Below are 22834 nucleotides of genomic sequence, written 5' to 3'. Positions count from 1 at the left end.
TTCCATATAGATTGCCCATAGTTATAAATAAAAAAAGCTACCTAAAAGTAGGTAGCTTCTTGAATAAATTAAAGAGATATTAACCTAGAACTTGTAATTCAATGACAAATTGAACATAGCACCTAACTGGCTAAAATGATATCCGTCATAGGTCATTTGAGAATAACGCTGATTGAATGTAATTAAGTTAGACTGATTTTGAGTTTGAGCGGCATCTGCCAAAATCGCATCGCCAGCAGCGTTTTGAGAAACAAAACTCCACTCTGGTAGTACATTCAATATATTGTTGAGATTTAGTGCAATTGTGAATTTATCGGTCGCATTGTAATTAACACCTAAATCTGTAACAATTTTAGGAGTGAACTCCGTTCCTAAATTGAAATTACCGTTAGCATCAGTACTTAATCCTTGTTGGAAAAAACTAGTTTTTCCAAAATATGTATTGTTCAATGAAAAACTGAATTTATTAATGTTGTAGTTAGCGCCTAAAATCCATTTGGTAACAGGACGAGATGTAAAGAACAACGCTTCTTGCGTCTGATTCACAACTGATTGACCTGCTTGCTCAACAAGCGTAGGATTATTCACTTCACCATCTCGTTCATTTTGAATCGTGTAATTACCAGATAAGTTAATGTCAAGACTACCTTCACCTATTACTACATCTTTATATGCAAGAACTACGTCAATCCCAGAAGTTTTGGTGTCGATAGCATTGGCGAAGAAACTAACATCGGATAGGTTGTTACTATTAAGGATGTCATCCAATGCCGTATTACCGGCAGCGGTGGGTCCTATTTCAGTACTTAGTACAATACGGTCTTTCACTGCAATATTTTAGTAATCAAGAGTATAGGTGAATTTGTTTGAAATTTTGCCACCAAATCCAACTGTGAAGTTGTTGGATGTTTCAGCATCCAATTGTGGTATTCCCAATAATTTTGCCTGTGTAGAAACATTATTGATCAACCCACCCACTTGAATACCTTGTCCAGGAATAAAGCTGTATTGAGCCTTTTGGGTAAATATCTGATGTAGGGTAGGAGCCCTGAAACCGGAAGAAATAGACCCTCTTAATGTAAAAGCATCGCTTACTTTATAACGAGAGCTGACCTTATACACAAATGCATTACCAAAATCGGAATAGTTTTCGGTTCTAATCGTACCACTTAATAAGAAGGCATCAGAAACATCATAGTCAAAACTAAAGTAACCACCAATATTATAACGGTTGAATTTACCTGAGTTTTGAGGTGAGGCACCGGCAAATGAATCGGCACCGCCACCATCATAAGATGCTAATTCTCCTTCAATCACTTCAAATGTTTCGGTTCTAAACTCGGCACCTACACCGATACTTATTTTATCCGAAAGTATTCTTGAAATATCTATGTTACCAACATTATGTGAAAATTTAGTTCCACCTGGGTCAAACGATTGCTGACTATTTGCCCTATAAAGTTCTGAACCTTCGGTAACCTCTCCATCATCAATAGTACCATTGCCATTAGTATCTACCCAGGTTGATGGGGAAAAAACAACATTTCTATTGTGCGTTTGATTCACCTTGTATGTTTGAAGATTTCCACCCGTAGTGAAACTGGCGTCAATATTCCAATCGTTAATGATAGATTTGAAACCAACAGTTCCATTATAGTCACTTAAAAGCCCCTCGAAGGTAGGTACATATCCATCATAACCGTTAGGGTTGTTAGGATTGTTTCCAGGGAAAAAATCCGCTAGATAAGGAAAATCATCAACCGTTCTCCAATAAGGAGTTCTATAGTTGGCAAAACTGTTTACGGACTTATATACATAAGCTGCATTTCCATAAAGTTGGGTGTTTTTACTTAATTCGTATCCAAAATTGGCCGAGAATTTTGCAGCCGCTGTTTCTGGCGAACCATTAATGTTTCCGGCATCAGGTCGACGTCCTAAAAATTCCTGTACATCTGCAATGTCAGCTCCAAAATCGGCCGCTTCACCAGCTGCATTTACCGTACCGGGTCGGTTGGCAAGATTTACCTTTGACAAATCAACAGTATAATTTACGAAGCCTTTATCCTCACCTATAGAACTACCATTATTAATGGCTACACCGAACATCTCACCATCTCCTTCGGAAGTAATGCCTGTACGAATGGTAGCCGAACCCTCATTAGGGCTGTCTTTTAAGATAATGTTCATCACACCGGCGATAGCATCGGAACCATATTGTGCAGAGGCACCATCACGTAGGATCTCTACTCTTTTAATGGCATCTGTTGGAATGGCGGAAATATCTGCACCTGTTTCACCTCTTCCTGGAGAAGTTTGCGTGTACAAAAGGGCACTTAAATTTTTGCGCTTTCCATTTATCAGTATTAAGGTTCTACTTGGCCCCATATTACGTATTTCATAAGGGTCTAATAATGAAGTTGCATCATTTACAGGGGTTTGAACGGTATTAAAAGATGGTATTCTATATTGTAAGGCTTTATCGAAGGTAACCTGACCTGTAGAAGTTAGTTCTTTTACTGATAGAACATCAACCGGTAAAGGCGTATCTGCATTACTCCTTGGAGCAGTTCTAGAACCAACCACGATGAACTCTTCTAACTGAACACCTTCTGATAATTGTACATTAATAGTGTTGTTTCCAGAAACCGATTTTTCTTGAGTAGCAAAACCGATATAACTAAAAACCAAGGTGGCATCTTCGGTAACATCTATGGTATAGTTACCGTCAAAGTCCGTAGTGGTGCCGTTAGTGGTACCTTTTTCTACAATATTTACGCCAGCAAGGGCCAAACCCTCGCTGTCCGTTACTTTACCGGAAACACTGTTTTGAATTTCTTTTATTAACTCTATGTTTGCCAAACCATTACTAACGGATTTGGCCTTCATAAGTTCTGCTTTTTCGGCTCTCTTATGGTAGACTACATAATACTTGTTTCCTAAATACTCAAAATCGAAACTCGTCTTTCGCTCTAGTTTATCGATAATTTTCTCTAATGCTGCATATTCATATTCTTCAGGATTTAGACTGGTAGTTTCAACCAACTTGGGGTTGTACGTAAAGAAAACCTCATGCTTGGCGCTTATCTCACTTAAAAACTCTCCCAGAGTTAGCTTTTCCTTAAGGGGTTCTGTAGCCTGCATGGCAATACTACTTGAAATAAGAAGTACTGCGAGCAGCATTTTAATTTGATTTTTTGTTCTCATAATAGATAGTTTAAGTTAATTGTGTTAGTTCTCTTGAATTAGTAATGTATTGTCTTTCAGTGCAATTCTAGTTCCCGTAGCCTTTTCTAAGGCCGCTATACATATCTCTAGATTATAATTGGGTATGCCTCCAGTGATAATTAGATTTTTAAGTCTTAGGGTCTCATATTTTGCCTTTAGCCCATATGTGAATTCCAGATTAGTCATCACTTCCTGCAATGGTATCTCATTAAAAGTATACGTACCTCCTCGCCATAAGGCATACGGAGTACCTGTAGTTACTTTTTTATGCACCAATTTTTTATCGTTCTTGGAAAAAGAGATCAATTCCCCAGGAATCATTTTCTTTACGTTTCCGTTATTCAGCTCAAGATGTATCGAGCCCTCGTCTAGAACAACCTTTGTTTGTTTTTGTCTAGTACTTACTTGAAATTGCGTACCAAGAACTTCAACTTTTAGATCTGCCGTATGAACAAAAAATTTTGCGCTCGTTGCTGGTATTGACTTTACATTGAAATAAGCTTCCCCTTTTAAAAATATATCTCTTGGCTCATTTTTCTTATATTTAATTTCTGAATTACCATTGAGTACCACAGACGTGCCATCTGGTAATTTTAAATCAATAATCTCGCCGTAATTGGTTTTATGAATGGTCGTATTTTGAGCACTGTAAAATTGAAATCCAAACCAGGAAACCAAGGACAATAGTATAGCGGCGGATGTCAAGGAGATGGTATTTCTTAACCCCTTACGGAAGCCGAAATTCTGACTTTCCATATTTTTTTTAGAATCTAAAAGCGGTAATATTTCGGAAAGTTCTTTATCAATTTTTTCAACTGTTGGTAACTTTTTATTGAAGTTTATTCCCAGAATGAGGGCCTTTGCGGTCTCAACATCGTCGATGTATTCAGGATTATTAAGTATCCAGGTATTCCAATATTCAATATCATTTTTATTGATTCCTTTTGACCAATTGACAAAGGAAGAATCTTCTAAAAATTTATTAACGTCATAAGGATTTGATTTTTTCATTTGTAAGCTATTCCATAGTTAAGAGTGCTAATTATGGATTTTATACCCTACATTTTGAAAGTATTTTTAATATTTTTTCAAAATATTTGAAATCATCTGATTTTCAGCTTCTTTCCGAAGCTTTATCATTGCTTTTTGCAAAGTATTCAAAACGCTTTGCCCAGAAATTTCCATGACCTCAGAGATATCAATAGTATTTAGACCAACATAATATTTAAAGTAAACGACCTCTCTTTCCCTTGGTGCCAAGTCATTCAAAAGATGGTGTAAGGTTTTAGTGCATAAAAAATCTACTTCCTGTATTATATTGGTTTCTTCGACGGAAAAAACAAAATTCCTTTGCATTAGTTCATATTCATCAAGAGTACTAATACGGCTACATTCTTTTATATTTTTTAATAAAGCTCTTTTGAAGGAAATAAAGAAATATGATTTAAGATTTTTTATATCATCTAACTTTTTACGTTTTTCAAACAAATAGATAAAAAAGCTTTGTAAACAATCTTCCGTTATACTAGGGTCATTGGATATTTTAACGCCGTAGGCGTGCAAAGGAGGGTAATACTTTTCAAATAAGACCTTAAAAGCGTTTTTATCGCCTTTTTTAAAAAAATACAACAGTGTTTCATCTGTAGTAATATCCATATAGTTTATTGCAAGGATTATCAATGTATTAAATAATTTTTAAAAATATCTTAAAAAATTATGAATTTTAGATGTATGTGAACAAATTAATTCAAATATTTAAGAAATTTAACAACCGAAATCGGTGTGCAATATCAACTATTTCTATTAGTAAAAACTATATTTGCACGCTAAAATAAGCTCTGATATGAAAGCAGGTATCGTAGGATTGCCAAACGTAGGGAAGTCAACGCTCTTCAACTGTTTGTCCAATGCAAAAGCACAAAGTGCAAATTTTCCATTCTGTACCATTGAACCGAATATAGGTGTTGTGAATGTGCCGGATACAAGGTTAGAAAAGTTAGAGGAATTGGTAAACCCTGAAAAAGTGATTCCTGCAACGGTGGAAATAGTTGATATTGCAGGACTAGTCAAGGGTGCGAGTAAAGGCGAGGGACTCGGGAATCAGTTTCTTGGAAATATTAGGGAAACGGACGCTATTTTGCACGTACTACGTTGTTTTGATAATGACAATATTGTTCACGTTGATGGTAATGTTAACCCAATAAGGGATAAGGAGACCATTGATATGGAACTGCAGCTAAAAGACTTGGAGACGGTAGATAAAAAATTGGACAAAGTAAAAAGAGCTGCTAAGACCGGAAACAAGGAAGCACAGAAAGAAGAGGCAGTACTATTGGCCATTAAGTCAGGTTTAGAAGCGGGTACTTCTGTCAGAGCAGTAACCATAAGTAAAGAGGATAGATTAGATTATGTGACGCCGTTACAATTTATTACGGACAAACCTGTGATGTACGTTTGTAATGTGGATGAAGATGCCGCGGTGAATGGGAATGCTTACGTTAATAAGGTCAAGGAAGCTGTAAAGGATGAAAATGCGGAGGTGGTAGTGCTCGCAGTAGGTACTGAGGCCGATATTACCGAATTGGAAACCTATGAGGAACGCCAGATGTTCCTGGAAGATTTAGGCTTGGAGGAGCCCGGTTCCGCAAAACTGATTCGTGGTGCTTATAAATTATTGAACTTGGAAACCTATTTTACCGCCGGCGAAAAAGAAGTACGTGCTTGGACAATTCCCGTGGGAGCGACTGCTCCACAAGCCGCTGGTGTTATACATACGGACTTTGAAAAAGGTTTTATCCGAGCGGAAGTCATCGCTTATGAGGATTACGTGACCTTTGGTAGCGAGGCCAAGGTAAAAGAAGCTGGTAAAATGCGTGTCGAAGGCAAGGAGTATGTCGTTAAGGATGGTGATGTAATGCACTTTAGGTTCAACGTATAGGGATGTAAGCTTTTGCCCGATTCCTATGTTTTTTACAAAGCTTTGAACAAAAATACCTGTAGGTACTGCAGTTTATACAACTAAGTACGCATAATTGATATCAACAAAATCGTTGATTCCATTGTTAATTACTTTACCAAAGAGGGGTTTTATCTTTTTGATAGTCGTGCTATCTTTAGCAACACTTTCATAATTTTTAGTTAAATGTCCCAAAACACCAAGTATACAGAAGATAATATACGTTCGCTAGACTGGAAAGAACACATTCGTCTTCGTCCAGGGATGTATATAGGAAAACTGGGTGACGGTTCTTCCGCCGATGACGGTATCTATATTCTCTTAAAGGAAGTTATCGACAACTGTATCGATGAATTTGTGATGGGTTCGGGAAAGACCATTGAAATCGTCATAAAGGATAAGACGGTAAAGGTGCGCGATTATGGTCGTGGTATTCCGCTAGGGAAAGTGGTGGACGTTGTTTCTAAAATGAATACCGGTGGAAAGTACGATAGTAGGGCCTTTAAGAAATCAGTAGGATTAAACGGAGTCGGTACAAAGGCGGTCAATGCCCTATCCAGTTTTTTTGAAGTACAGTCCTCGCGTGACAATCAAGTTAAAACTGCACAGTTCAGTTGTGGTAACCTAGAGCATGAAGAAGGACCGCTGGACAGTTCTAAACGAAAAGGTACCAAGGTTACTTTTATCCCGGATGAAACTATTTTCAAGAACTACAAGTACCGTAATGAATACGTAGAGCGAATGCTCAAAAATTACGTTTACCTTAATCCCGGGTTAACTATTATTTTCAACGGCGAAAAATTCCATTCTGAAAATGGATTGAAAGACCTTTTAGAGGACAATAACAATGTTGAGGATATGTTGTATCCCGTTATCCATTTAAAAGGTGATGACATTGAAGTAGCCATTACACATAGTAAGACTCAATATAGCGAGGAGTACCACTCCTTTGTTAACGGACAACACACCACCCAGGGTGGTACGCACCAAGCCGCTTTTAGGGAGGCAATCGTAAAGACCATTAGAGATTATTATGGCAAATCTTATGATGCCTCCGATATACGAAAGAGCATCATTTCGGCCATAGCCATAAAAGTCACGGAACCCGTTTTTGAGAGTCAGACAAAAACCAAATTAGGCTCCACCGAGATGGGAGGGGATTTTCCTACCGTGCGCAGTTATATCAATGATTTTATAGGGAAATATCTAGATAATTACCTTCATAAGAATCCAGAGACGGCAGATAAATTGCAGCGCAAGATTATCATGGCGGAAAAGGAGCGCAAGGAACTTTCGGGTATTCGTAAGCTTGCAAAGGACCGCGCAAAAAAGGCCAATCTCCATAATAAGAAATTAAGGGATTGCCGTGTGCATTTGGGCGACATGAAAAAAGATAATCGCCTGGATAGTACTTTGTTTATAACAGAGGGTGATTCTGCTTCCGGTTCCATTACCAAATCCAGAGATGTGAATACCCAAGCTGTTTTTAGTCTAAGGGGCAAGCCTTTGAATTCCTATGGGATGTCTAAAAAAATAGTCTACGAGAACGAGGAATTCAACCTTTTGCAAGCAGCCTTGAATATTGAAGAGTCCATGGAAGACCTTCGTTACAATAATATCGTTATCGCTACGGATGCCGATGTAGACGGGATGCATATTCGATTGTTGTTGATAACCTTCTTTTTACAATTTTTTCCCGAGTTGATAAAAGAGAATCACTTGTACATTTTGCAAACACCTCTTTTTAGGGTTAGAAATAAAAAGGAAACCATTTATTGCTACAGCGATGAAGAGCGCCAAAATGCTATTAACAAACTGTCCGGAAAGCCGGAAATTACACGTTTTAAGGGATTGGGAGAAATATCTCCGGACGAATTCAAACATTTTATAGGAGATGATATTAGATTAGAGCCGGTAATGTTGGACAAGGCCATGTCCATAGAAGAACTATTGAGTTTTTATATGGGTAAGAATACTTCCGATAGACAAGAGTTTATCATTGAGAACCTAAAAGTTGAGGTGGATCTAATCGAAGAAAAATAATTATAAATAGAATAAATACGATTCCTTCTGAATGGAAGAAAATGAAGAACTGAACGAGGAACAGTTAGATAATACCTCATCCGAAGGGACATCTAGGGAAGAAACTACCGAAGCGCTTACCAGGGTTACCGGGATGTATAAGGATTGGTTTTTGGATTACGCGTCCTACGTAATCTTAGAGCGTGCCGTGCCTGCAATAGAAGATGGTTTCAAACCCGTGCAGCGCAGAATCATGCACTCTTTAAAAGAATTGGACGATGGGCGTTACAATAAAGTGGCCAATGTTGTTGGGCACACCATGCAGTATCACCCACACGGCGATGCCAGTATAGCGGACGCTATGGTGCAAATAGGTCAGAAAGACCTTTTGATAGACACGCAAGGAAACTGGGGTAATATTTTAACAGGGGATAGGGCTGCTGCCTCCAGATATATAGAAGCACGTTTATCCAAGTTTGCGCTAGAGGTAGTGTTCAGTCCTAAAATCACCGAATGGCAACAATCCTACGATGGCAGAAAAAAGGAACCGGTAAACCTTCCCGTAAAGTTTCCGCTTTTGTTGGCACAGGGAGCGGAGGGGATAGCCGTCGGACTTTCTACAAAAATTCTTCCCCATAATTTTATTGAGCTCATCGATGCGTCCGTTAAACATTTAAGGGGACAGCGTTTCACCATAGTTCCGGACTTTCCAACATCTGGAATTATAGATGTAACCAATTATAACGACGGACTTAGGGGAGGTAAGATTAGGGTGCGCGCTAAAATTTCTCAACAGGATAAGAATACGCTTGTTATCAACGAGATACCTTATGGCACTAATACTTCTTCTTTAATAGATTCAATCTTAAAAGCCAACGACAAGGGAAAAATTAAAGTAAAAAAGATAGAGGATAATACCGCGGCCGATGTTGAGATTTTAGTACATCTTCCTTCTGGAATTTCTCCCGATAAAACCATAGATGCTCTTTATGCTTTTACAGCTTGCGAATCGTCCATATCGCCATTAGGTTGTATTATTGAAGATAATAAGCCCCTCTTTATTGGTGTAACCGAGATGTTAAAGCGCTCTACCGATGCTACCGTAGAATTATTGAAACAGGAGTTGGAGCTTCACCTCTCAGAACTTGAGGAGCAATGGCATTTTGCGTCATTGGAACGTATTTTCATAGAAAACAGAATTTACCGGGACATAGAGGAAGAAGAGACCTGGGAAGGCGTCATAAAAGCTATTGATAAAGGTCTAAAACCTCATACAAAGCATTTAAGAAGAGCCGTTACCGAGGAGGACATAGTACGATTAACGGAGATACGTATCAAAAGGATTTCCAAATTTGATTTGGATAAGGCGCAACAACAATTAGACTCTTTAGAAGAGAAAATAGCTCAGGTAAAGCACCATTTGGCCCATCTTATTGATTTTGCCATAGATTATTTTAAGAATCTTAAAGCTACCTATGGTAAAGGACGCGAGCGTAAATCGAAGATTCGTGTTTTTGATGATATCGAAGCTACTAAAGTGGTTATTAGAAACACCAAACTATATGTGAATAGAGAGGAAGGTTTTGTAGGTACCTCGCTAAGGAGGGACGAATACGTAACGGATTGCAGTGATATCGATGATATTATCGTTTTTACCAAAGACGGTAAAATGCAGATTACCAAAGTTGATGCTAAAACGTTCATTGGGAAGAATATTATCCATGTTGCCGTTTTTAAGAAAAAAGACAAGCGAACTACTTACAATTTGATTTACAAAGACGGCAAAGGCGGAGCTACCTATATAAAGCGTTTTAACGTTACCTCTGTGACTAGGGATAAGCCTTACGACTTAACGGCTGGAAGTCCTAATTCTCAAGTACTTTATTTCTCCGCAAACCCCAATGGAGAAGCGGAAGTGGTTACCGTAAATTTAAGACAGGCCGGAAGTATTAAAAAACTAAAATGGGATATCGATTTTGCGGACGTTCTAATTAAAGGGAGAGGTTCCAAAGGGAATATCGTAACGAAGTACACCGTAAAACGAATTGAACTCAAGGAGAAAGGCGTATCCACCTTAAAGCCTAGGAAAATATGGTTCGATGACGTGGTGAGGCGTCTTAACGTTGATGGTAGGGGAGAATTGATAGGGGAGTTCAGGGGTGATGACCTCTTGCTTATCGTTACGCAGAAGGGCATCGTCAAAACGATTGCCCCCATCTTAACCTCTCGCTTTGATGACGATATGATCGTTTTGGAGAAATGGAACCCTACAAAGCCCTTATCGGCCATTTATTGGGAAGGAGAAAAAGAACGCTACTATGTAAAGCGTTTCCTTGTAGAGAACGAGCAGAAGGAAGAACTCTTCATCTCTGACCATCCTAAGTCTTATTTAGAATTAATCTCAACGGACTGGAGGCCATTAATTGAAATAGAATTTCCAAAACCTAGGGGTAAGGAGGCAAAGGAAAGCCTTCAAATAGAAGTGGAAAGTTTTATTTCAGTTAAAGGCATAAAAGCTCTTGGAAATCAGTTGATTACAGAAAAAGTAAAGCATATCAATTCGTTAGATCCTTTACCTTATGAAGAGGTAAATTTAAATGAGCCGGCAGATATGGAAGTCGTAGGTGAGGAAGACGTATCGGTGGACACCAAAGGAGAACCGGACACTACTAAGAAAAAGGACTCTCTCGATAAAGGTAATGACGGTGATGAAGGTCAAATTACCTTATTCTAATGCTATGAAAAAGCTTTTTCAGGACTTTAAGAATTTTGCGGTCAAGGGTAATATGATAGATATGGCTATCGGTATTATCATAGGTACTGCATTCAATAATGTAGTCAACACCTTGGTGAAAAAGATGGTCATGCCGCCCCTGTCTTTGTTGACGGACGATGTTAATCTAATCAACAAGAAATGGGTTTTAAGGGTTGCATCGGAAGGTGTTGAAGAGGTGGCGATAGGCTACGGTGAATTTATGGAGGTGCTTATTGATTTTTCTATTATCGCTTTTACCATTTTCATTGTGCTTAAATTCATCAACAAATTCAAGAACAAGGCAGAAGATCCTGAGAATAAAGAAGTTGAAACCCCTAAACAGATTCAGCTTTTATCTAATCTGGAGAAGCTAATGAAGGAGCAGAACCAAATTTTACAAAATAGAAAAGACCTATGAGCCTGTTTAACGATAGCCATTGTATGCGGTTTCATATGGCTTTAAAGGTTAAACAAGTTACATTGTAGTGGCATTAATACCTATATTTAGCAAAAAATTGAAATAGAGAATGGATTTAACAAACCCCCTCATTTACGGAGTACCCTGTTTTATAGCCCTTATTTTATTAGAATTAACCTATAGTCATACTCATGGCGATGAAGATCTTTATGTTTGGAAAGATCTTATGGCGAGCGGTGCAATGGGCATTGGTTCGGCTATCTTAGGTCCGTTAATTAAGCTTACGGTACTTATCGTTGTTTTCAATTTTACTTATGAATTATTTAATCCATTGGTAGATGGTGTCCGCACCAATATAATGGGTTATGAGTCTTTTGGTTACGCATGGTATGTTTTTGTGCTGTGTCAGCTGGCGGATGATTTTACCTATTACTGGTTCCATAGGGCCAACCATGAAATCCGTGTGCTGTGGGCGGCGCACATTGTACACCATTCTTCTGATCATTTTAATTTAGGTACCGCCATACGAAATGGCTGGTTTACTTTACTATATAAGCCATTCTTTTATATGTGGATGCCTGCTGTCGGTTTCCCCGTAGAGGTAGTTATATTTGCCCTGGCGATAGAGTCTTTTTGGCAGTTTCAACTACATTCTAAATACGTTCCTAAAATGGGCTGGGTGGAGAAAATTTTTAATACACATACCATGCATCAAGTGCATCATTCTCAAAACGTAGAATATCTTGACAAAAATCATGGTGGATTCCTCAATATCTTCGATAAGATATTTGGTACTTGGAAAGAATTGGATGATGACGTAGATGTAAAGTTTGGTGTTATCCATGCTCCTCAATCCTATAATCCCTTGGTAATTCTAACACACGAATTCAAGGATATTTGGGCAGATGTAAAAAAGGTAGATAAGCTTTCCCACAAATTGATGTATATTTTTGGCCCTCCAGGTTGGAGCCATGACGGTAGTACCATGACCGTAAAACAACAGCAACGACTATTCGATAAGCAAAAAGCAGAGAATCCTGAAATGGCGTTTAGTAGGCCCAATTAAAAACAGGTCCCTGCTTCCGGAACCCAATAGATATTCTCTTTTAATTATCCTAATCGGTAAGATAGACGGAATTGTAAGCCACGTTCGCGACTCATTACTTTGATGTAGTCTCTTTCAATAACTCGTAAGTTATTTTAATTGAAAGTCCTGATGTCTTAGATTATTTTCAAGATAGAGCCTAAGAGTTCTTCTTGTTTTTCTTCATCCGTAAATCAAAGAACTCAACCATTAAGGAGAAGGCTATTGCAAAATAAAGGTATCCTTTTGGGATGACACCCACTTCGTTTCCAAAAACAATCAGGTGACTTAAATGTGCAGCCTCCGCGATGAGCATAAACCCAATCAATATTAAGAAGGATAGTCCTAAAATCTGAACTGACGGATGTCTGTTCACGAAATCACCAACGGGATTAGCGAAGAGCATCATAATGACAACGGAGATCACTACGGCTATTACCATTAGAATTAGGGCGTCATTTGGGTTTGGTGATATACCGTTGGTCATACCGATAGCGGTCAAAATAGAATCAAAAGAGAATACGATATTAATTACGGTAATCTGTATGATAGCTTTTGTTAGGGTATTGCCTCTGGCATTGGTCACTTCTCTCTCGTCATGACCCCGGTCTTCTACTTTTTCATGGATTTCCTTTGTGCTTTTGTACAATAAGAACAGACCACCGGCAAACAATATGACGGACTGTCCACTGATGCCACCGGTAATCCAATCTCCATCAATGACCCAGAACGGTTTTTTCATAGCAGTGAGCATCGAAATTCCGAATAATAACAAGATACGCATAACCATGGCGAGCATAAGACCTATGTTGGTGGCTTTTTTACGTTGACTTTCTTCTAGTTTTCCCGCCGCAATGGAAATGAAGATTATATTATCTATACCAAGAACAATTTCAAGAAAGGTCAATGTCAATAATGCGATCCACGCATCCGGGCTAGTGAAAATTTCAAGCATGATTAGTTGGTTTTATAAGCTATGCCAGTTTTTACTATAAGCTTTTTATTAGGGTCTTTTACCGCATTTTTGTACTCAAAGGTATAAGAACTATCGGTGGTAGTTATGATTTTGTATTGGATGCCTACTTTGCTTTCCAGGTCCTGTAGAACAAATTCGCAATCGTTGAACCATCTGATGGTAGCGCTATCTATTTTATTATCGAAATAGTCTACACTGTATTTTTCACCCCTAACAAACTTACCTGTTTTTAGGCTATCACCGATTTGGTAGTTAAACGTAAAAGTGCCGGTTTTGTAAGCACTGCAATCACGCTCTGGTTGATAGCAAGATGCTACGGAGCATGCGATGATACCTATAAAAAATACTTTTTTCATCATGGCTGCAAATTAACAAAATAAAGAATTGCCACATTTTTTTTAAGCGAAATTATTCTATTCCGGTACTGGCTTAGACTTCCTTGTGCGACTTAAAAGTGCCGTCAGTATAGAAAATGACTATACGATTAATCTCTTTCTCGTTTAAAGCTACCGCATCCAATCTTTTTGTAGGGGAGGGTGAGCTCATCGTTTTTTCCTTTTCCTGATGCTCGTCATCCACAAGGTTACCCTGACCAAATATTAACCAGTTGATATTGATATAGGGGAAGGCGGTCTTGACCTTTAGTACAAAGTCTAAACTAGGTTTATTACGACCTTTCAATAAATGCGAAATACTAGATCGTTGTACGCCAATCTTATCCGCAAACGTTGCTGGGGATAAATCATAGTGCGCCATGACATTCTCTATCCTATGTACAATCTCTTTGATTTCCATTTCGTTTACAAAAATAAATAATTGTAGTTACAACTACCATTCAGGAATACTAAGTATTTTATAAATCTAAATTATAAATAATATTATAACTTTATGTAAGGTATTTTAAAATATTGATTTTCAATTAATTGATTTACATCATATTGATTAGCGGATATTCTGTAAACAATTCTAGCAACAATCCTTACAGGATGTTTACAATTGTAAATTTCTTCCGTTGTACTTTTACACTTTCATAAGAAACATGATACTATCAGATAAGGAATATTCCAAAGTTAAGGTAACCACAATTACGGGTCGGTATATAACAAACGAGCATATTCAAGAATTCTTAAATGGGCTACCGGGCTATTTCAAGATACAGGACATCGGTTTGTCAATTCAAAAGAACACTATTCAAAGTATCACTTTTGGTACGGGACCAAAACGTATTTTAATGTGGTCACAGATGCATGGGAACGAAGCAACGACCACAAAAGCTGTTCTGGACTTTTTAAATTGTATTCAGCTTCAAATAGATGGAGCATCTAGACTTTTGGAAGTATGTACTTTTAAAATGATACCCATATTAAATCCGGATGGGGCTAAAGCCTATACGCGGGTTAATGCCAATGGGGTGGACCTAAACAGGGATGCACAAGAATTATCACAACCAGAAAGTCAACTCCTGCGAAAGGAGTATGAGCAATTTGCACCTCATTATTGTTTTAATCTGCACGATCAACGTACAATCTTTAATGTTGGGGATACCAAATTACCGGCGGCCGTTTCCTTTTTAGCCCCTGCTTTTGATGTGGGTCGCAATATTTCTAGCTCAAGAGAAATTAGTATGCTTCTTATAGCTGCGATGAATAAAACCTTACAAAACATTATTCCCGGACAAGTGGGCAGGTATGACGATGGTTTCAACCCTAATTGTGTTGGAGATGCTTTTCAGATGTCCAATACACCTACTGTGCTTTTTGAGGCCGGGCATTTTTACAATGATTATAAGCGAGAAGAGACTAGGAAGTATATCTTTCTGGCCTTACTTACCGCAGTGCATGTCATTGCCGAGGATACGTTCAACTCATATACTATAGCAGATTATAATAATATCCCTGATAATAATAAGTTCTTTTGTGATATTCTCATTAAAAATGCAGGTACTATAGACGGTACGCCTTCCAAGACCAACACTAGATATGTATTGTATAAAGAGGTTCTAGAAAACGGTAATATCTCGTTTGAACCTAAGCTCATGACAGCAGAAGACTCGAAAGATGTGCGGTTTGGGCACGTAACCAAAGATTGTAAGATGACTGAAGATTTACAATGGTTGGCGGATAATGGCATACTTCGATTGATAAAATGAAGGGTTGAATTTTAATTTTCTATACTTTACTTTACGCTTTTGTTAAATAAACTGTGAATTCGTTGAATTTAATTTTATGATTCTCTATTTTTGCCTCAAAATAATGAATTATGGGTAAGGTTAAATTGGATGAGATAGATCACCAGATATTAGATATGTTAATTGATAATACGAGAACTCCTTTTACGGATATCGCCAAAAAACTATTAATATCAGCAGGTACGGTGCATGTTCGTGTAAAAAAGATGGAAGAGGCCGGTATTATTAAAGGTTCCTCCCTTACGTTGGACTATGTAAAGCTAGGTTATGCATTTATAGCCTATGTAGGTATATTTTTGGAGAAAACGCATCAAACCAAATTTGTTTTGGAACGTTTAAATCAAATCCCCAACGTTACCATTGCACACATAACCACAGGTAAATTCAACATTTTTTGCAAAATAAGAGCTAAAGATACCACACATGCCAAAAACATCATTTTCAAGATTGATGATATTGACGGCATCAGCAGAACGGAAACAATGATTTCCTTGGAAGAAAGCTTCAACGATAAAAAACGATTGATGCACACCATATTCAATGAATTGTAAATTGAAAGAATAGAATATTTTAGAAAGCTCGATTATTTATGATAATTGGGCTTTTTTATTATCAAGTTTCAAATGAAAAAATCAGAATTAGGTGCCGAAGAGTTCAATCATTTCTATGCAACTTACCTTAATGCTTTGGGTGATGTTGACCTTAGTGAAGCACTTTTAAAGGGAAGGGATTGGTTTACGAATTTTTTAAGCGAACTACCCGAGGAAAAATTAAAGCATCGTTATGCTACAGGAAAATGGACTATTGCAGAAGTTTTACTACATCTAATAGATACGGAAAGGATATTTCAATATAGGGCATTTCGTTTCTCTAGGAACGATATGACCGCGTTACCAGGCTTTGAACAGGATGGATATGTGTTGGAAAGTGAAAGCGAAAAAAGAAGTAAAGAAGATATCCGTAAGGAATATTTGACCGTAAGGAACGCTACGATTACACTATTTGAGCATATGAGTAGTGAAAAACTGAAGCGAGTAGGAACCGCTAGTAATATGCCATGGAGTGTTGCGGCATTAGGTTTTGTTATCAGCGGACATCAAAAGCATCATGCCAATATTATAACGGAAAGATATTTGTAATCATTCCGACTCGTTAAATTCTTCTTCCTCCGTCGTGAAGCCCATTTCCATTTCTGGAGTAATTTGCTCTGATACCATGGCATCCGTTGGAGTATTTGACTGCAGCTCTTTCTCTATATTTTCTTCGAAATTGGCGATAAAGTTAGAAAGGCTCTGACTTATTTTAACCAAGTAAAGGGTGTCTGATGTCCTTAACTCTACGGCCTCGACAATATCTCCACTGCCATTTCTGAATGCAATAATATCTTCGTCACCATAACCGTGAGGGTAGGTGTCTAACAGCAATGTTGCTAACTGATGGTCAAGTTTCTTGTAATCTATTAAACGTCTGGTCATAACTAGAATGGATGTATTGGTTTATAATTCCTTTACCTAAGCTAGTTGTTTTATCCATGGCATATTCCAAAGAGTTGTGAAATCCTTATTTTAGTATATGAACGTTTTATTCCATGTAGTATGCGAATGCATCTTTAAATAATTCTGTAGGAATTCGTACGTCTATTACCGCTTCTCCTATTCCTTTCAATAACACGAAATTGATTTTACCATGAGAATTTTTCTTATCGTATTTCATTAGTTCCAATATCGCATCGATATCCTCGTTGGAAATGGACACTTTAGCAAATGTTTTTAAGAACGTGGTCTTAATTTCTTCCAATTCAGCAGTCTGTAAGCCTGTCAAGCGATTGGACAGGTAGGCTTCCAAAATCATCCCAATAGCAATGGCCTCGCCGTGTAGTAGACTCTGTTTCTCTTCGTTCTCTAAAAAATAGGATTCTATAGCATGCCCCAAGGTATGCCCATAATTCAAAACTTTACGAATGTGCTGTTCAGTAGGATCTTGAAGAACTATATTATTTTTGATAACTACCGAAGGATAAATATGATTCTTCATTTCCTCCAACTCGGAAATCCCTCTTAATTTGTCCCAGTACATGTTGTCTTGAATAAGTCCGTGCTTCAGCATTTCGGAAAAACCACTTTTCATTTGCCGCGCTTCCAAGGTGTCCAAAAAATCTGTGATAACAAGGACCATTTCAGGCTGATTAATCACCCCTACTTGATTTTTAAGTGCACCCAAATCTACACCAGTTTTGCCGCCAACAGAGGCGTCTACCATGGACAACAAGGTAGTAGGTACATTTATAAAATGGATACCTCTTTTAAAGGTCGATGCAACAAAGCCTCCTAAATCGGTCAATACCCCGCCACCAAGGTTAATGACTATACTTTTACGGTCGGCCCCTAATTCAGAAAGTGCTTCCCAAACCCCTACACAGGTTTCTATGTTCTTATTGATTTCGCCGGATTCTATTTCAATAATTTCAAAATGATAGTCTCCCTGGATGCGAGACATGAAATTGGGATAGCATAACTCATGAGTGTTTTCATCCACAAGAAGAAAGATGATGGAATACGCCATTTCTTCAAGATGTTCATTTAATGCTTGGTACGCATTTTCGTTAAAATGAACCGCATAAGAATCTGATACTATAGAGTGCATAAAATGTATTGTTGTTAGTATTGGTAAACGATATGAAGGAACAAAATAAAGGTTATTTTTAATCAATAGAATATAAAATCTGTGATTATCTTTATTGGCTTAAGATTTTAATGGATATGAACCCAATTTTTGAGAATACCGCAACAGCATTTTCGTTAAAAACCGATTCTGAACTTGAACGGGCCTATTTCCTTTTTAAAATGATTGCCAATGAACCATTGGTGAAAATGGGCACATTGATGACAAATTTTGCCATAAAGGCCAAACTCCCTGTAGAAGGACTCATTCGCGCGACCGTTTTTGACCATTTTTGTGGGGGTGTCAATGAGGAAGATTGCTTGCCCGTGGTCGATAGAATGTGGGAGAAAAAAGTATGCTCGGTACTCGATTATTCGGTTGAGGGTAAGGAGGAAGAAGACCCGTTTGACAATGCCACCCGAATTATTTTAAAGATTCTGGATTTTGTCAAAGAAAAGGAAGCAATCCCCTTTGCCGTTTTTAAGCCTACGGGGTTCGGCAGGTTTGCGCTATATCAAAAGATTAGTGAGCAAAAAAAATTGTCCGATACCGAAAAAGCAGAATGGCAACGTGTGGTCAGAAGATTTGATCAAGTGTGCAAGAAGGCATATGACCTTGATGTAGCATTATTGATAGACGGTGAAGAGAGTTGGATGCAGGATGCGGCGGACGATTTGGTAGAAGAAATGATGCGGAAGTACAACAAAGAAAAAGCTGTAGTCTTCAATACATTACAGATGTACCGATGGGATAGACTGCCCTATCTAAAAGAACTTCAGAAAAGAGCACAGGAAAAAGGATTCAAGATAGGGGTCAAAGTGGTTCGGGGCGCCTATATGGAAAAGGAGAACGAAAGAGCGAACGAAAAAGGATATTCTACGCCTATTTGCGAATCTAAATTGGCGACCGATATTAATTTTGATGAGACCGTAGCTTATATCATTGACAATTTAGATATCATTTCCATTTTCTCGGGCACCCATAATGAAGAAAGCTGTTACAAGCTTATTGAACTTATGGATAAAAACGGAATAGCGAAGAACAATAACGGTGTTTGGTTTGGGCAATTATATGGTATGAGCGATCATATTTCGTTTAATCTGGCCGCTAATGGTTATAACGTCGCTAAATATTTGCCTTTTGGTCCTGTACGTGATGTGATGCCCTATTTAATACGAAGAGCGGAGGAGAACACTTCTGTTGCAGGGCAGACCACAAGAGAGTTGTCCTTATTAAAAAAGGAGCGTAAAAGAAGAAAGATATAGCCTTACTGCACTGTGGGTTCAATGGACTCGATAGTGGCTTTATCCTTGCAATTTTTCACCTGTAATGTCAACTCTTTAGCGTCGTATGAACCTTCTACGATATAGGTTTTACAATTGGCGGATTTTGTATCACTACTACCAAAATCAACATCTCCCTCTGTGAGGATATATCGTATAGCCAAGGTATCTATACGCTTATTTGCAAGCATTGTCTGCACCTCATCGGAGTAATAGAATGGTTTGGACCGGATATCCTTTAATGTTCTACAATTTGGAAGGTAACAGAAATAAACGCCTGTTTCGGCCGATTTCTTTTTAAAGAACATGGCTAAGAATACGAGTCCTATGGACATTCCAAATAAGTAAAATCCTAAACGCTTTATAAATGCCATGTGGTAAAATGAAAGTTAGCCTTGCAAAATTATGGCTTTCAGAAGGAGGAGAAAAGAAAGTACAGGGTAATTCTAAAAAATAAGGAAATTAATATCACTGTACTGAAGGTCAAACCACTCTCCGACTGATTTATTGGTCAAAATTCCATGGTACATATACAATCCGTTTCGTAGACCTTTGTCAAAACGCAGGGAATTTTCCAATCCGCCGTCTTCGCCTATTTTAAGTAGGTAGGGAGTGAAAATGTTGCTAATGGAAACCGATGCGGTTTTGGGGTAGCGCGCCGGAATGTTCGGTACGCCGTAATGTACAACACCGTATTTTTCTATTGTTGGTTTGTTATGGTCCGTTACCTCACTAGTTTCAAAGCAACCACCGGTATCGATACTAACATCAATGATGACGGCACCTTTTTTCATATGTTCGACCATGGTATTGTTAACAATAACCGGTGACCTCCCTTTTCCTCTAGTGGCACCGATTGCTACATCGCATCGTTTTAAGGCTTTTAATAAGTTTTTAGGCTGTATGGTACTCGTATAGACCGTTTGTTTTAGGTTGGTCTGTATATTTCGGAGTTTGGTTATGGAATTATCGAATATTTTGATATTCGCTCCAAGACCAATTGCAGAACGTGCTGCAAATTCCCCAACGGTTCCCGCACCAATGATGACTACTTCCACTGGTGGTACACCGCTAATGTTACCGAACATAAGTCCGTTTCCTTTGTTACTTGCGGCCATAAGTTCAGCTGCTATAAGCACAGAAGAAATTCCTGCAATTTCACTTAAGGAACGCACGGCAGGATATTTACCGTCATCATCCCGAATATATTCAAAAGCTATGGCCGTAATCCGTTTTCTGGCAAGCTCTTCAAAATAGTTCTTATCCTGGGTTTTTATCTGTAGCGCAGAAATGATTGTGGTCTGCGGATTAATGATTTCAATTTCCGCCAGGGTAGGAGGCTCCACCTTCAGCAGTAAGGGACATGAAAAAACCTTTTTAGTGTCTTTGGTAATTTCACCTCCAGCATTGGTGTAGTCTACGTCCGAAAAATTAGCACCCTTACCCGCACCAGATTCTATAAGTACACGATGTCCATTAGCGGTAATGGCGTTCACTGCATCCGGAGTAAGGCAAATACGTTTTTCTTGATATTGATTTTCTTTGGGTAATCCTATGAATAATTCTCCTTTTTGCTTTAAAACCTCTAAGGTTTCTTCTTGTGGTAGTAATTGTTGTTTGCTAAAGGGAGAGGTTGGTTGATTCATAGGATAATATTGAACAAGCTCCAATGTAAGGTCTTACGCTCAAATGTACAATTTTTAGTAAATATAAATTTGATGAAGTAGCGCCGAAATGAATTGTATCTAAAATTTTAAATGCAACCAGTTTTGTAAACGGTGCTGTAACTGTTTCAAGGCATTTTCAATATTGGTAGTAGATAGTTTTCTATCGATTTCCTCCGCTATAGATTCGTTTAGTATTTCCTCCGAAGCTTTTGATTCCGGTTTTTCTACTGATGAATTTTTTAATTCGGGTTTCTCTTTTAATTCTTGAAGCTCAGCATCCATAGCTTCCAAATCAATTCCATGAACATGTTTGTCATAGAGCTTTAGTCTAAAGAAATAGACTAAAGGAATGACCACCATACAGATTGGGAGTAACCAAAAAATATTCTCGGTATCAATGTGGTTGTCCGAATCAAAAATCACTTCGAATAGTTGAAAAGCATACATAGCAATAGGTATGATAATAATATGATACCACCAATCTCTTGATGTTAAAAACCAAACTACTAAGAGATATAGAGGTACAATTTTCGATGTAAGAAACCAAATATAAAAACTAGCATCTTCAAATCCGTTGTTGCTAATCTCAAACCATAAAAGTGAAACTGACCCATCAGCGTTGACAGGAAGATATTCATATAATTTGTATAAAAAAGGAGAAATAGCGATACAAAGAACCACTAAGGATTCAATAAAAATCTTTTTTTTAACAAGCTTTTTTTTAACAATCGATTCCATGAATCAGTATAGGTTACTAATGGCTAACGACTGAGATAATTAATTAGTATAAAAAAAGGGCAATTTTCATTGCCCTCTAATAAATCTGGTAACGTTAAAAATTAAATCTTTTTATTTATTTTTCTTTTATCAATACTTAAATCTTGATCAATAGTGATAACAGGAGCAACTGTCGCTAAAAGAAATATACCTAAAGCTATAGAAGCTAAAAATGTTCTTTTGTTTTTCATTTTCAATAGGGGTTTTTGTTTGTTGTACAATAGATTCTGGTACAAACGTAAGAAATAAAGGACAAATACAATGTTATTAAACGTTAAAATTGCGCCTTTTAACGTAAAAAAGATACATTCTGTCGATTATTTGGCTTTTCATCGAAAAAATACAATAAAAGTGCATGTAAGAACGATGATCTTACGGTAACTATTCTTTCAATTCTTTGTAAGAAAAAAATCAGTCCCATGAAATTTCTCGAGTAGTAGCATCAAGTATTTCAATTTTTAGTTTTGTAATGTTTTCAGGTAAAAGGCTGGGTATTTTCTCGGGCCATTCCATAAAAATCCATTGATGGCTGTAGAAGTATTCTTCAATACCCATATCCAAAGCTTCCATTTCATCATCTAAACGATAAAAATCAAAATGATAGGCCAAAACCTGACCATTTTTACTATGATACTCATTGACCAATCCAAAGGTTGGGCTACTTACTTCATCCGCACTGCCCAATGCCTTTACAATTGCTTTGATTAATGTGGTCTTCCCAGCACCCATGGCGCCGTAAAAAGCTATGGTTTTGGAATTTGACTCTTGTACGATTTTTTGGGCTATATTAGCAATATCTTTCTGCTCGTATTTCAATTGCAT

General features: G+C 37.8%; 21 protein-coding genes and 1 pseudogene. 9 read left to right on the top strand and 13 right to left on the bottom strand.

The features are described 5' to 3' along the window. Positions 1-84: 84 nt before the first annotated feature. From BFP77_RS01330 to BFP77_RS01320, 3 genes and pseudogenes are all read right to left on the bottom strand, one after another. Positions 85-2886: pseudogene (locus tag BFP77_RS01330) on the bottom strand (TonB-dependent receptor). Positions 2887-3228: 342 nt separating this feature from the next. Beyond that, positions 3229-4236, bottom strand: a complete 1008-nt coding sequence (locus BFP77_RS01325) for a FecR family protein (RefSeq protein ID WP_099572278.1) — start codon at positions 4234-4236, stop codon at positions 3229-3231. Between the two features lie 66 nt (positions 4237-4302). After that, positions 4303-4881, bottom strand: a complete 579-nt coding sequence (locus BFP77_RS01320) for an RNA polymerase sigma factor (protein WP_099572277.1) — start codon at positions 4879-4881, stop codon at positions 4303-4305. A 187-nt stretch (positions 4882-5068) separates the two neighbouring features. On the opposite strand from BFP77_RS01320, the gene ychF reads away from it, so the two are divergent. The 5 genes from ychF (at position 5069) to BFP77_RS01295 (ending at position 12442) form a co-directional block, all read left to right on the top strand. Then, complete coding sequence (gene ychF / locus BFP77_RS01315; RefSeq protein ID WP_099572276.1) at positions 5069-6163, top strand: redox-regulated ATPase YchF; 1095 nt, start codon at positions 5069-5071, stop codon at positions 6161-6163. A gap of 204 nt (positions 6164-6367) precedes the next feature. Further along, a complete protein-coding gene (locus BFP77_RS01310) occupies positions 6368-8224 on the top strand; it encodes a DNA topoisomerase IV subunit B (protein WP_099572275.1) in 1857 nt (618 codons plus the stop codon). 31 nt (positions 8225-8255) lie between these two features. Continuing rightward, positions 8256-10937, top strand: coding sequence for a DNA gyrase/topoisomerase IV subunit A (locus tag BFP77_RS01305; protein WP_099572274.1), 2682 nt, complete (start codon positions 8256-8258; stop codon positions 10935-10937). Positions 10938-10941: 4 nt separating this feature from the next. Next, positions 10942-11376, top strand: a complete 435-nt coding sequence (gene mscL, locus BFP77_RS01300) for a large conductance mechanosensitive channel protein MscL (RefSeq protein WP_099572308.1) — start codon at positions 10942-10944, stop codon at positions 11374-11376. 109 nt (positions 11377-11485) lie between these two features. Next, the gene (locus tag BFP77_RS01295) at positions 11486-12442 is read left to right on the top strand and encodes a sterol desaturase family protein (protein ID WP_099572273.1); all 957 of its coding nucleotides are present in this window, start codon (positions 11486-11488) and stop codon (positions 12440-12442) included. Positions 12443-12620: 178 nt separating this feature from the next. Here the strand turns inward: BFP77_RS01295 and BFP77_RS01290 are convergent, their stop codons facing one another. The 3 genes from BFP77_RS01290 to BFP77_RS01280 all read right to left on the bottom strand — a co-directional run bounded on the left by BFP77_RS01290 (position 12621) and on the right by BFP77_RS01280 (position 14231). Next, positions 12621-13415, bottom strand: a complete 795-nt coding sequence (locus BFP77_RS01290; RefSeq protein ID WP_099572272.1) for a TerC family protein — start codon at positions 13413-13415, stop codon at positions 12621-12623. A 2-nt stretch (positions 13416-13417) separates the two neighbouring features. Continuing rightward, positions 13418-13795, bottom strand: coding sequence for a hypothetical protein (locus BFP77_RS01285; RefSeq protein ID WP_099572271.1), 378 nt, complete (start codon positions 13793-13795; stop codon positions 13418-13420). Between the two features lie 70 nt (positions 13796-13865). Further along, entirely contained in the window at positions 13866-14231 is a 366-nt protein-coding gene (locus BFP77_RS01280) for a helix-turn-helix transcriptional regulator (protein WP_099572270.1), read from the bottom strand. 244 nt (positions 14232-14475) lie between these two features. On the opposite strand from BFP77_RS01280, the gene BFP77_RS01275 reads away from it, so the two are divergent. The 3 genes from BFP77_RS01275 (at position 14476) to BFP77_RS01265 (ending at position 16763) form a co-directional block, all read left to right on the top strand. After that, on the top strand, positions 14476-15585 hold the full coding sequence (locus BFP77_RS01275) for a M14 family metallopeptidase (RefSeq protein WP_099572269.1): 1110 nt from the start codon (positions 14476-14478) through the stop codon (positions 15583-15585). A gap of 110 nt (positions 15586-15695) precedes the next feature. Further along, the gene (locus BFP77_RS01270; protein ID WP_027066901.1) at positions 15696-16175 is read left to right on the top strand and encodes an Lrp/AsnC family transcriptional regulator; all 480 of its coding nucleotides are present in this window, start codon (positions 15696-15698) and stop codon (positions 16173-16175) included. Positions 16176-16247: 72 nt separating this feature from the next. Continuing rightward, positions 16248-16763 carry a DinB family protein gene (locus BFP77_RS01265; protein ID WP_099572268.1) on the top strand — a complete coding sequence of 172 codons (516 nt, stop codon included), beginning with the start codon at positions 16248-16250 and terminating at the stop codon, positions 16761-16763. Here the strand turns inward: BFP77_RS01265 and BFP77_RS01260 are convergent, their stop codons facing one another. Next, positions 16764-17099 (bottom strand): hypothetical protein, encoded by a 336-nt coding sequence (locus BFP77_RS01260; RefSeq protein ID WP_180272281.1) that lies wholly within the window; start codon positions 17097-17099, stop codon positions 16764-16766. It lies immediately after the preceding gene. Positions 17100-17205: 106 nt separating this feature from the next. Further along, positions 17206-18267 carry a 3-dehydroquinate synthase gene (aroB, locus tag BFP77_RS01255; protein WP_099572267.1) on the bottom strand — a complete coding sequence of 354 codons (1062 nt, stop codon included), beginning with the start codon at positions 18265-18267 and terminating at the stop codon, positions 17206-17208. A gap of 116 nt (positions 18268-18383) precedes the next feature. On the opposite strand from aroB, the gene BFP77_RS01250 reads away from it, so the two are divergent. Continuing rightward, complete coding sequence (locus BFP77_RS01250) at positions 18384-19550, top strand: proline dehydrogenase family protein (protein WP_099572307.1); 1167 nt, start codon at positions 18384-18386, stop codon at positions 19548-19550. A gap of 2 nt (positions 19551-19552) precedes the next feature. On the opposite strand, the gene BFP77_RS01245 is transcribed toward BFP77_RS01250, so the two are convergent. The 5 genes from BFP77_RS01245 to tsaE form a co-directional block, all read right to left on the bottom strand. Continuing rightward, complete coding sequence (locus tag BFP77_RS01245) at positions 19553-19942, bottom strand: DUF4258 domain-containing protein (RefSeq protein WP_099572266.1); 390 nt, start codon at positions 19940-19942, stop codon at positions 19553-19555. A gap of 72 nt (positions 19943-20014) precedes the next feature. Next, positions 20015-21214 carry an alanine dehydrogenase gene (locus BFP77_RS01240; protein WP_099572306.1) on the bottom strand — a complete coding sequence of 400 codons (1200 nt, stop codon included), beginning with the start codon at positions 21212-21214 and terminating at the stop codon, positions 20015-20017. Positions 21215-21313: 99 nt separating this feature from the next. Beyond that, positions 21314-21973 carry a hypothetical protein gene (locus tag BFP77_RS01235; RefSeq protein WP_099572265.1) on the bottom strand — a complete coding sequence of 220 codons (660 nt, stop codon included), beginning with the start codon at positions 21971-21973 and terminating at the stop codon, positions 21314-21316. 101 nt (positions 21974-22074) lie between these two features. Next, positions 22075-22203 (bottom strand): hypothetical protein, encoded by a 129-nt coding sequence (locus tag BFP77_RS17180; RefSeq protein WP_257212822.1) that lies wholly within the window; start codon positions 22201-22203, stop codon positions 22075-22077. A 220-nt stretch (positions 22204-22423) separates the two neighbouring features. Further along, positions 22424-22834 (bottom strand): tRNA (adenosine(37)-N6)-threonylcarbamoyltransferase complex ATPase subunit type 1 TsaE, encoded by a 411-nt coding sequence (gene tsaE, locus BFP77_RS01230; RefSeq protein WP_099572264.1) that lies wholly within the window; start codon positions 22832-22834, stop codon positions 22424-22426.

This window comes from Maribacter sp. 4U21 (assembly GCF_002742365.1).
In the GTDB taxonomy this organism is placed as follows: Bacteria; Bacteroidota; Bacteroidia; order Flavobacteriales; family Flavobacteriaceae; genus Maribacter.
The sequence above is the reverse complement of the archived record's forward strand: the minus strand, read 5'-3'. Positions and strand labels throughout refer to the sequence as shown.